The organism is Sphingomonas sp. Sph1(2015) (assembly GCF_001970915.1).
Taxonomy (GTDB): domain Bacteria; phylum Pseudomonadota; class Alphaproteobacteria; order Sphingomonadales; family Sphingomonadaceae; genus Sphingomonas; species Sphingomonas parapaucimobilis.
The window spans coordinates 22133-32577 of sequence record NZ_MQUI01000043.1 but is presented as its reverse complement, the minus strand read 5'-3'; the positions used below and the strand labels follow the sequence as shown (position 1 = coordinate 32577).

At 65.8% G+C, this 10445-nt stretch carries 7 protein-coding genes; 5 read left to right on the top strand and 2 right to left on the bottom strand.

Annotated elements, in window-relative coordinates; all coding sequences use genetic code 11:
* Positions 1–175: 175 nt before the first annotated feature.
* Positions 176–1708, bottom strand: a complete 1533-nt coding sequence (locus BSZ14_RS15135; protein WP_076711551.1) for a cryptochrome/photolyase family protein — start codon at positions 1706–1708, stop codon at positions 176–178.
* A gap of 20 nt (positions 1709–1728) precedes the next feature.
* Between BSZ14_RS15135 and queF the strand changes: the two genes are divergently transcribed.
* From queF to BSZ14_RS15110, 5 genes are all read left to right on the top strand, one after another.
* Complete coding sequence (queF, locus tag BSZ14_RS15130; protein WP_174435547.1) at positions 1729–2169, top strand: preQ(1) synthase; 441 nt, start codon at positions 1729–1731, stop codon at positions 2167–2169.
* Positions 2170–2295: 126 nt separating this feature from the next.
* Entirely contained in the window at positions 2296–3069 is a 774-nt protein-coding gene (locus BSZ14_RS20095) for a PEPxxWA-CTERM sorting domain-containing protein (RefSeq protein ID WP_042489698.1), read from the top strand.
* A gap of 214 nt (positions 3070–3283) precedes the next feature.
* Entirely contained in the window at positions 3284–4150 is an 867-nt protein-coding gene (locus BSZ14_RS15120; RefSeq protein ID WP_076711550.1) for a SurA N-terminal domain-containing protein, read from the top strand.
* A gap of 275 nt (positions 4151–4425) precedes the next feature.
* Positions 4426–6696: a glycosyltransferase family 4 protein gene (locus BSZ14_RS15115; RefSeq protein WP_076711549.1), complete on the top strand. Its 2271-nt coding sequence runs from the start codon at positions 4426–4428 to the stop codon at positions 6694–6696.
* Between the two features lie 62 nt (positions 6697–6758).
* A complete protein-coding gene (locus tag BSZ14_RS15110) occupies positions 6759–8042 on the top strand; it encodes a glycoside hydrolase family 130 protein (protein ID WP_076711548.1) in 1284 nt (427 codons plus the stop codon).
* A 189-nt stretch (positions 8043–8231) separates the two neighbouring features.
* On the opposite strand, the gene BSZ14_RS15105 is transcribed toward BSZ14_RS15110, so the two are convergent.
* Complete coding sequence (locus BSZ14_RS15105) at positions 8232–10208, bottom strand: OPT family oligopeptide transporter (RefSeq protein WP_076711547.1); 1977 nt, start codon at positions 10206–10208, stop codon at positions 8232–8234.
* Between the last annotated feature and the right edge of the window lie 237 nt (positions 10209–10445).

The window sequence follows — 10445 nt, the reverse complement described above, 5'->3', positions numbered from 1 at the left end:
GTCTCGCTGAGACTCCTTGCCCTCCCCCATCCCCTCCCGCCTGCGGGAGGGGAGCGGCTAGTGGCGAGGGTGGGGCGTGGCCTTCGACTTCGCTCAGGCTGAACGGATGTTGCGGAAGACCCCATGCCCCCACCCCCGTTCAGCCTGAGCGAAGTCGAAGGCTATGGGAATCCGGCTACTCCAATCCCTTCAAATACCCCGCCGCCTGCGCCCGCACGGCCTTCTGGTCCTCCTCCGCCATCCGGTTCCAGTTCCGATAGGCCATCGCCATCCGAACATTCCCCTCGAACCGGCTCTCATGCCGTGCGAGGAAATCCCAATAGAGCGCGTTGAACGGGCAGGCGTCCTCGCCCACGCGCTGCTTCACATCATAGCGGCAATGCCCGCAATAATCCGACATGCGGTTGATATAGGCCCCCGACGACACATACGGCTTGGACGCGATGATGCCGCCATCGGCGAACTGGCTCATGCCGACGACATTGGGCAGCTCGACCCATTCATAGGCGTCGATATAGATTTCCAGATACCAGCGATGCACCTCCGCCGGGTCGGCGCCGATCAGGGCGGCGAAGTTGCCCGTCACCATCAGCCGCTGGATATGATGCGCATGCGCCGTGTCGAGCGTCTGGCCCAGCGCCTGCGCCATGCAGTGCATGTCGGTTTCGCCGGTCCAGTAGAAGCCGGGCAGCTTCCGATGAGCGCGCAGGAAGTTGCGGTCGACATAATCCGGCCCGACATGCCAATAGAGCCCGCGCACATATTCGCGCCAGCCGATGATCTGGCGGATATAGCCTTCGACCGAATTGAGGCTGGCATGGCCGTCCTCATATTCTTCCTCCGCCATGCGGCAGAGTTTGAGCGGGTCGAGCAGCCCCGAATTGATATAGGGTGACAGGACCGAGTGCCACAGCTGGTGCTGGCCGGTCAGCATCGCGTCCTGATAATCGCCGAACCTGGGCAGGCCATGCGCCATGAACGCCTCGGCCTGCTTCTGGGCATCCTCGGCGGTGACGGCATAGGCGAATCCGTCGAGCGAGCCGGGATGGTTGTCGAACCGTCCGGCGACCAGCTTCAGCACCTCGCGGGTGATCCTGTCGGGTGCGAAGGTCAGCGGTTCGGGCGGCGTCTCCTTCTTGGGCGCGGGCTTGCGATTGTCGGCGTCGTAATTCCATTTGCCGCCCTCCGGCTTGTCGCCCTTCATGAGGAGGCCGGTCTTGCGGCGCATCAGGCGGTAGAAGAACTCCATGCGAAGTTCCTTGCGGTCCTTCGCCCAGTCCTCGAACTCGGCCTGGCTGGCGATGAAGCGGGTGTCGGGGCGGATGTCGACGGGGACGGCGAACATCGTCTCCCACGCCTCCAGCATGGCGGCGACCCGCCATTCGCCCGCCTGGGTCACGACGATCCGTGTCGGATCGTGCCGTTCGACGGCGCGCGCGACCTCGCCGGTGAAGCTGCCCGCATTGTCAGGGTCGTCCAGCTTGACGTAATCGACCGTCCAGCCCGCTTTCCTCAGCGCCTCGGCATGGTGGCGCATGGCCGACAGGATATAGGCGATCTTGGCCTTGTGGTGGCGGACGTAACCCGTCTCGTCCTCCACCTCCATCATCAGCAGGACGGTGCGCTTCGGGTCGGCGTCCTCCAGCGAGGACAGGTTCATCGACAATTGGTCGCCCAGGATCGGGATCAGCGTTGGCGATTGGGGCATGATTATCCTACATGGCCTTCATGAAGCATCTCGGCCAGACCAGCGCGCTGCCCGCTTCCCCCGAAGAGGCGGTGCTCGATTATGTTCCCAACCCCCGTCCGGGGCGTACCTATCTGGTCCGGTTCGCGGCCCCCGAGTTCACCTCGCTGTGCCCCGTGACCGGACAGCCCGACTTCGCGCACCTGGTCATCGACTATGTGCCCGGCGAGACGATCGTCGAATCGAAGTCGCTGAAGCTGTTCCTGGGCAGCTTCCGCAACCATGCCGGTTTCCATGAGGATTGCACCGTGGGCATCGGTGAGCGCCTGTTCGACGAGATGAAGCCCGTATGGCTTCGCATCGGCGGGTACTGGTATCCGCGCGGCGGCATCCCGATCGACGTGTTCTGGCAGTCCTCGGCCCCGCCCGCCGATCTGTGGCTGCCCGATCAGGGCGTGGCGGGTTATCGCGGTCGCGGCTGATCCGCCCGCGGCCCAACCCCTGTTTCATCCCGATGTGAAACATCTTCCATCCTTGAAGACGTCCGACCCGCGATTTAGAAGTCGTGGCAAGGAACGTGTCATCGGGATGCGAAAAGGAACAGGGCCGTGCAGAAGATCGTCAAACATTTCGCCATGGCGGTTGCCACGCTGATCGGGCTTGGCGCGGCAGGAACGGCAAGCGCCAATCCCACGATCATCATCAACGACTCCAATGGTGGCCTGGTGTCCTACGACACGACCACCAAGGTGAGCACCGTCCTGGGTAACACCGGCACGGTGATGTTCGACATCGCGCTGAACAGCGGTGGCGATCTGTTCGGCGTCGATGGGGGTACGCTGTTCAAGATCTCGACGAGCGGTGGCGCAACCACGGCGCTCGGCTCGATGGGCTCGTTCGTCAACGGTCTGGTCTTCGGATCGGACGGCACCCTGTACGGGGCGGGCAATAACAATCTGTACAAGATCAATACCAGCAACGGGCAGGCCAGCCTGATCGGATCGATGGGCAACCCGGAGTCGGCGGGCGATCTGGCCTTTTTCAAGGGGCAGCTGTACCTCGCCAGCAATCTGGGTCTGGCGGTCGTCAATCCGCTGACCGGCGCCAGCCGGTTGATCGGCGGCACGACCAACATATTCGGGTTGGCCTCGACGGTCGACGCGCTGTTCGGTGTGAAGGACAATGCGATCTACACGATCGATCCGACCACCGGCCTGACTACGAAGGTGTCGTCCTACACCAACGGCCAGGCTTATGGCGCGGCTTCGGCCCCCACCGCCGTGCCGGAGCCCGCGACCTGGGCGATGATGCTGCTGGGTCTGGTGCTGGTGGGCTATGTCTTGCGCCGTCGCGGCACCGCGCCGCGCGCCGCCATCGCCTGATCCGCCTATCGCGGTGCGTTCGTCGCGCACCGCGTCGGCCATCGAAAATCGGTCGTCCGACGGGCGGCCGGTTTTTTCATGTCGCCCATCGGAAATTCCACGCCGCCCGGAGCGGGGATAAGAATATCGCAACCGCTTTTGACGCAGGAACGGTAAGAGTCGAACCGGCATCCGCCTGCGGGGTGGACGCGGTATGTGGTCATGGAGTCTTCGCGTGAAACATTGGTCCTGGAGCGCCGTCTCCCTCGCCCTGCTGGCCCTGTCGGGATGCCAGTCCAAGCCCGGGGGGCAGGGTGTCGCGCAGGTCGACGGCCAGGCGATCACCACCCAGGCGCTGGATGCCGAACTGGCCGATGCGCCGCCGGGCGTCGACCGCCTCGCCTATCGCAAGGTGATCCTGCCCCAGCTGGTCGACCGTACCCTGCTGGCGCAGGCGGCGCGGAAGATGGGGATCGACAAGACCCCCGAATTCGCCGCCCAGCGCGAACGGCAGGAGCAGAAGCTGCTGGTCGAGATGCTGGCGCAGAAGCTGGCCAACACCGTGCCGGTGCCGAACGTCCAGGCCGTCGACGCCTATATCGCCGCACACCCTTACGAATTCGCGCAGCGACAGAAATTCTATGTCGACCAGATTCGCTTCGCCCAGCCCGCCAGCACCGAGGCATTGCTGGCGCTTGGCCAGTTCAAGACGCTGGATGCACTGGCGGACGGACTGACCCGCGACGCCACGCCCTTCACGCGCGATCATGTCCTGGTCGACTCGGCATTCCTTCCGGCTGCGATCGCGGCACAGGTGGCCAAGCAGCCGACGGGCGATCCCATCCTGCTGCCCTATCAGGGCACCTACACCGCCAATGCGATCGTCCAGCGCATGGCGGCACCCGTCACGGGCGAACCCGCACGCGCGCTGGCGGGCGAGATCCTGCGGCGCAAGGCGATCGCCGATGCACTGGGCCAGACGCTCAAGGATCAGCGCAAGAAGGCCAGCATCTCCTATAAGGCCGGCTTCAAGCCTGTCGGCAAGGCGGCGGCGGACGGCAAGGCCGTCCGCGACGCGGCCGACCGCGTTCCTGCGCGCTAAGAGAACGCCTTCCCTCGCTCCCGGACAGGGGCGAGGGAAGGAAAATATCGGTCCCCGGCGATCCGCTCCAAGAGCCTGATCCAAGGGACCCGCGGCGCATCCCCGTCACGGGCACACGATTCGGCGCTGCTTGACGTCATTTGGACGCAGCGTCCGAGTGCGGTGCAGCAAATATGTCATACGCATTGCAACCTTCGCCGCTCATCGCGGGTTAACCTTGACGTGAGGGAATTTGCGGATTTGCCGCCGCCCTCGCGCCTGCAAGGACAAGCGATATGGTGGATGCGAACGGAACCGTGATTGAACGACTGGCGCTGATCGGCAATTTCCTGCCCCGTCAATGCGGGCTCGCGACCTTCACCACCGACGTCTATTCCGCCTTGCGCAATCGTTTCCCCGATCTGGCCGTCGACGTTTACGCGATGGACGATCATCCCGGACGTTATGCTTATCCCCCCGCCGTGACCGCCGCCATCCCGCAGCATGAGCGCGGTGCCTATATCGACATGGCCCGCCGGATCGAGGCGAGCGGTGCGCAGGCGATCTGGGTCCAGCATGAATATGGCATCTATGGCGGTGCCGCCGGTGAGCATCTGCTGGCGCTGCTCGATCGCACCACGCTGCCCGTGATCGCGACGCTGCACACCGTCCTGGAAAAGCCCTCTGCCGATGAGCGCCGGGTGATGGAGGGGCTGCTGCGCCGCTGCGCCCGGATCATCGTCATGGCCGACAAGGGTCGCGACATTCTCCAGCGCATCTATGGCGCGGACCCGCGCCAGATCGCGATGATCCCGCATGGCGTGCCGCACCGCGAACTGATCTCGCCCGACTCGCTGAAGGCCAAGTTCGGCTGGGAAGGGCGAAAGGTGGTCTTCACCTTCGGCCTGCTCGCACCGAACAAGGGGATCGAGACGATCATCGAGGCGCTGCCCGCCGTCGCCGCGCATCACCCGGAACTGCTTTATGTCGTGCTGGGCGCGACGCATCCCAATCTGATCGCGCATGAGGGCGAGGCCTATCGCGATCGGTTGAAGGCACTGGCCGAGGCGCGCGGCGTGGCCGACAATGTCGCCTTTGTCGATGCATTCGTCGAGCATGACGACCTGATCGAATATCTGCAGGCCGCCGACATCTATGCGACGCCCTATACCAACCCCGCCCAGATCACGAGCGGCACGCTGTCCTATGCGGTCGGTGTCGGCAAGGCGGTGGTCTCCACGCCTTATGTCCATGCCGTCGAGATCCTGGGCGACGATCACGGCGTCCTCGTCGATTTCTGCGATGCGGACGCCTTTGCCCGCGAGATCGACCGGCTGCTGACCGACGACGTGGCCCGCAACCGCCTGTCGAGCCGCGCTTATGCCCGTGGCCGCACCATGATCTGGCCGCGCCTGGCCGAGGCGGCGCTGGAGCAGATGGCGGCGGCGATCACCGCCCGTCCGCGCCGGATCGCCGGATCATACCAGACCAGCATCAAGCCGTTGAAGGCCGATATCGCCGCCGTCGAGCGGATGAGCGATTCGACCGGCATGTTGCAGCACGCCATCTACTCGATCCCCGATCGCCGCCATGGCTATTGCATCGACGACAATGCACGCGCGCTGATCTTCATGACCCAGGCGCCGGATATCGATCCGGTCACGCGCGACAAGTGGACGACCATCTACGCCTCGTTCCTGCAATATGCCTGGAACCCGGAAGCGCGCCGTTATCGCAACTTCATGCGTTTCGACCGCAGCTGGTGCGAGGATGTGGGGTCGGAGGATTCCAACGGTCGCACCCTCTGGGCGTTGGGCGTGACCGCTCGCGATGCGCAGCAGGCCAAGCATCGCGACTGGGCGCAGATGTGGTTCGACGCCACCGCCTCGCTGGCGCTGGACCTGGGATCGCTGCGGGCACAGGCCTTTGCGATGCTGGGCGCGGCGGCCATGCTGGAGGCGCGGCCGGGGCATCAGCTGGCGCGTGCCATCCTGGAAAAGCTGCCCCCGCTGCACCTCGCTTTGCTCGAGGAGGCGCGCCGCCCCGAATGGCAGTGGTTCGAGATCGTGCTGGCCTATGACAATGCCCGCGTGCCGCAGGCGCTGATCGAGGCGGGGCGTGCGCTGGGTCGCCAGGACCTGATCGATTGTGGCATTTCGACGCTGGACTGGATCGTCGGCAAGCAGACCTCGCCCGAAGGCCGCTTCCGCGCGGTCGGCAGCGAGAGCTTCGGCCGTCCCTATGCCGAGCCGTTGCAGTTCGACCAGCAGCCGCTGGAGGCGCAGGCGACGGTAGAGGCGTGCCAGTCGGCCTATGCCGCCACCCGCGATTCGCGCTGGATCGCCGAGGGTGAGCGGGCCTATGGCTGGTTCCTGGGTGCCAACGACCTCGACCTGCCGCTGGCGACGGCGCAGGACGGCGGCTGTTTCGACGGGCTGATGCCGACCGGCCTCAACCGCAACCAGGGGGCCGAATCGATCCTGGCGCTGCAACTCGCCAATTGCGCGATAGCCAGCCTTTGCCATTCCGCGTCATCCATGGCAGGAGCCGATCGTCACATTGCCTGACATGCTGTCATGTCTGGGGGAAGTGATGAGCGTTTTTGGTAAAGTGGCGAGACGGTAGCGCGATGGATCTTTTCAACCACCGGCTGCGGCTTCATGCCGATCCTTCGCGCGTCGTGGTGCGGCCGTTTCACATCGCCTGGGGCGGTGGCAATGGCGCACCCCCCAGCCGGACCGAACGGCTGGTCGGCGAAGTGCTGGCCATGTCGCCGCAGGAAGCGAGTGACCAGCTGGAAGCCGTGCTGAAGGATTTCGAGGCCCGGCACTGGCAGACGCGGCGCGTCTTCATGACCCGCTACGACCAGATCGAGGATCTGCTGAAGCTGGATGGGTCGAAGATCGGCGACGAGAAGCGCCAGCTGATCGGGGCCTATTTCTGCCACGAATACAGCTATGCCGCGGCCGCGCTGATGAACCCGTCGGCGGTGCCGCATTTCGACCAGACCGGCATCCAGCCGGGGTCGCAGCGTATCCTGATGTCGATGCGGTCGGTGGGTGAGGGGCATATCTCCTCGGTCGCCTTCCGCGAAGGCATCATCAACGACCAGAACCAGCTGCGCCTGGCGCCCGAGCCGCCCTTCGCGACCGCGACGGACGTGCATGGCTGGGGCGAATATGAGATGCCGAGCGGCCCGATCACGGTCCACCGCCACCGCGATTCGACCCTGTCGGGCACGGTCATCTTCCCGATCACCCAGGCCCAGTCCAAGGGGCTGGAGGACATGCGCATCGTCCAGTTCACGCATGACGACGGCGCGGTCGAGTGGATCGGCACCTACACCGCCTATGACGGCTCGGGCATCCAGTCCGAACTGATGCGCACCCGCGATTTCCGCGCATTCGACCTCGTGCCGATGACCGGCGCAGCGGCACGGAACAAGGGCATGGCGCTGTTCCCGCGCAAGGTGGCGGGCCAGTATATGATGATCGGGCGGCAGGACGGCGAGAACCTCTTCCTGCTCAAGTCCGATTCGCTGACCCACTGGGACGATGGCGAGAAGATCCTGACGCCCGTCTATCCCTGGGAACTGGTGCAGATCGGCAATTGCGGTCCGCCCATCGAGGTGGATGAGGGCTGGTTGCTGCTGACCCACGGCGTCGGCGCGATGCGCAAATATTCGATCGGCGCGGCTTTGCTCGACAAGAACGACCCGTCCAAGGTGCTCGGCCGGACGAAGCAGCCGATCCTGGCCGCCAAGGATCAGGACCGCGAGGGTTATGTGCCCAACGTCGTCTATTCCTGCGGCGCGATCCGCCACGGCGACTCGCTGTTCCTGCCCTATGGCATCGCGGACAGCTCGATCGGCTTTGCGTTCGTGAAGATCAGCGAGCTGCTCGCCGCGATGTGATGACGAAGTGGCGCGGGTAATGATACCGCGCCGCCGGGCCCCCTCCTTTCCTCCCCCTTAGGGGGAGGGGGACCATCCGAAGGATGGTGGAGGGGTGTCCCCCCTCTCGATAGCGGGACGCCCCTCCGTCAGGCCTTCGGCCTGCCACCTCCCCTTACAGGGGAGGAATCATATCGGCTCCCGCAGGGATCAGCGTGCCGCTGCTGGCAGGCTGACGACCTGACGCCGCGTATAGCGATACAGGGCCGCCACGATCCCCAGGAACAGGATCGTCCCCCCGATCAGCGCAGGCGTGGCAAAGCCGTCCCCGACCAGCGCCAGCGGCGCGTCCGAGTTGGTCAGGTAGACGATCCCGGCAAAACCCACCCCCCACAGGCTTTCACCCACGATCAGGCCGGTCGCGGCCAGCACGCCCAGCCGCTCGGCGGCTTCCGGGTTGGCGCTGCGCCTGGCCCAGCGGTCATAGGCATGGCCGATCACCGCGCCGATCACGACCGGCAGCGTGGCCGACATGGGCAGGTAGATGCCCAGCCCGACGCCCAGCGGCGGCAGGCGCAGCCAGCCGAGCTTGCCGAGAATTTCGTCCGCCACGATCACTCCGACGCCGACAGCCGCGCCGACGCCGATCATCGCCCAGTTGAGGTCGCCGCCCAGCACCCCCTTGGCGAGCGCCGAGATCAGCGCGGCCTGCGGTGCGGACAGCGCGTTCGGCCCGGCGCCCGGCGTGCCCGCAAAGCCCAGCGTCGCGTTGAGCAGGTCGAGGACGGGCGGGATCACCAGGCTGCCGAAGACGACGCCGATGACCAGCGCCACCTGCTGCTTCCACGGCGTCGCGCCGACCAGCTCGCCGGTCTTCAGGTCCTGCAGATTGTCGTTGGAGATCGTCGCGACACCGAACACGACGCCGGTCACGATCAGGGCATAGGCGACCAGCGCCTGCGTCGTCTCCGGCGACGTCCCGCGCCCGAACAGCCCGACGAGGAGCAGGGCTGCGGCCAGCACCGACAGGATGCCGATGCCCGACACCGGACTGTTCGACGCGCCGATCAGCCCCGCCATATACCCGCAAACGGCCGCGATCACGAGGCCGATCAGCAGGATGAACAGCAGCGCGCCACCGATCAGCGCAAAGCCCGACGCGGCGAGCGGCCCGCCCGCGATCACCGACCACAGCAGCCCGGCGATCGGCACCAGCGTCGCCAGCGCGACGATGGCGACGATCCCGATCGGCAGGTCACGCTCGCCGATGGCAAGGACCGCGCCGTCGCGCCGGGCCGAAGAGGCCGCAAGCGAGGAACGGATACCGCCGATGACCGGCCCGATGATCTTCAGCAGCGTCCAGATCGCCGCGACCCCGATCACCCCCGCGCCCAGGAAACGCACGTCGCGGCTGAAAATGCCACCCGCCCATTCCGCGACCGGCCCGGCCGAGGGGGCCATGGCGGTCAGGATGGGCAGCGCCACCCACCAGCCGATCGCGATGCCCGCCAGCATCGCTATGCCGACCGACAGGCCGACCAGATGCCCGACCCCGATCAGCGCGAAGGACAGCCCGCCCGAAATGCCGGTCGCGCCCGCGCCGGTGCGGAACCAGACGGCCGCTTCAGCGACCGCCAGCTTGGTCTGGGTCAGGATCGCGAAGGCGGCCGAAGCGACGGCGTTGACGACGATCAGGCGGAGGCCGGTCGCGCTTTCGGCCTCGCCCTCACGACTGCCCGCACCGACCTTCAGCACCTCGGCGGCGGCACGACCCTCCGGATAGGGCAGGTCGGTGTCGACGACGAGCGCGCGGCGCAAGGGGACCGAGAACATGACGCCCAATATGCCGCCGGTCGCCGTGATCCCGGCGGTCAACAGATAGGGAAAGCCCTGCCACCACCCGATCATGACAAGCCCGGGCAGCACGAAGATGATCGCCGCCAGTGTCCCCGCCGCCGAGGCGACCGTCTGGACGATATTATTCTCCAGCACCGAGCTGTTGGGTAGATAGCGCAGGATGGCCATCGAGATGACCGCCGCCGGGATCGAGGTGGCGAAGGTCAGGCCGACCTTGAGGCCGAGATAGACGTTCGCGGCGGTGAACAACAGGGTGATGATCCCGCCGAGTGCGATGCCGCGAAGGGTCAGTTCGGCAACGGGGCGGGCGGTCGTGGGAGAACGGCTCATGCGCGCAGATGTGGCAGAAGGCGCGGCGCTCGCCTAGCATTTCGTGTGGGGAATGCGCTCAGGCTGCGCATGGCGGGCGTGGGGGAGTATTCCTTCCCAATCCTCCGTTCAGCTTGAGCGAAGTCGAAGGCTACGCGATTCAACCGCCAAAGGCCCCACCCCGGCGAAGGCCGGGGTCCAAGTCTTGCAAAGTTCGTGGTGCGCGGGCCGTTGCGTGGGAGGCCAAGATGCCGCGCC

Coding starts and splice junctions, on each gene's coding strand:
- BSZ14_RS15115 (WP_076711549.1), top strand. CDS start 4,426: ATGGTGGATGCGAACGGAACCGTGATTGAACGACTGGCGCTGATCGGC.
- BSZ14_RS15105 (WP_076711547.1), bottom strand. CDS start 10,208: ATGAGCCGTTCTCCCACGACCGCCCGCCCCGTTGCCGAACTGACCCTT.
- BSZ14_RS15135 (WP_076711551.1), bottom strand. CDS start 1,708: ATGCCCCAATCGCCAACGCTGATCCCGATCCTGGGCGACCAATTGTCG.
- BSZ14_RS15110 (WP_076711548.1), top strand. CDS start 6,759: ATGGATCTTTTCAACCACCGGCTGCGGCTTCATGCCGATCCTTCGCGC.
- queF (WP_174435547.1), top strand. CDS start 1,729: ATGAAGCATCTCGGCCAGACCAGCGCGCTGCCCGCTTCCCCCGAAGAG.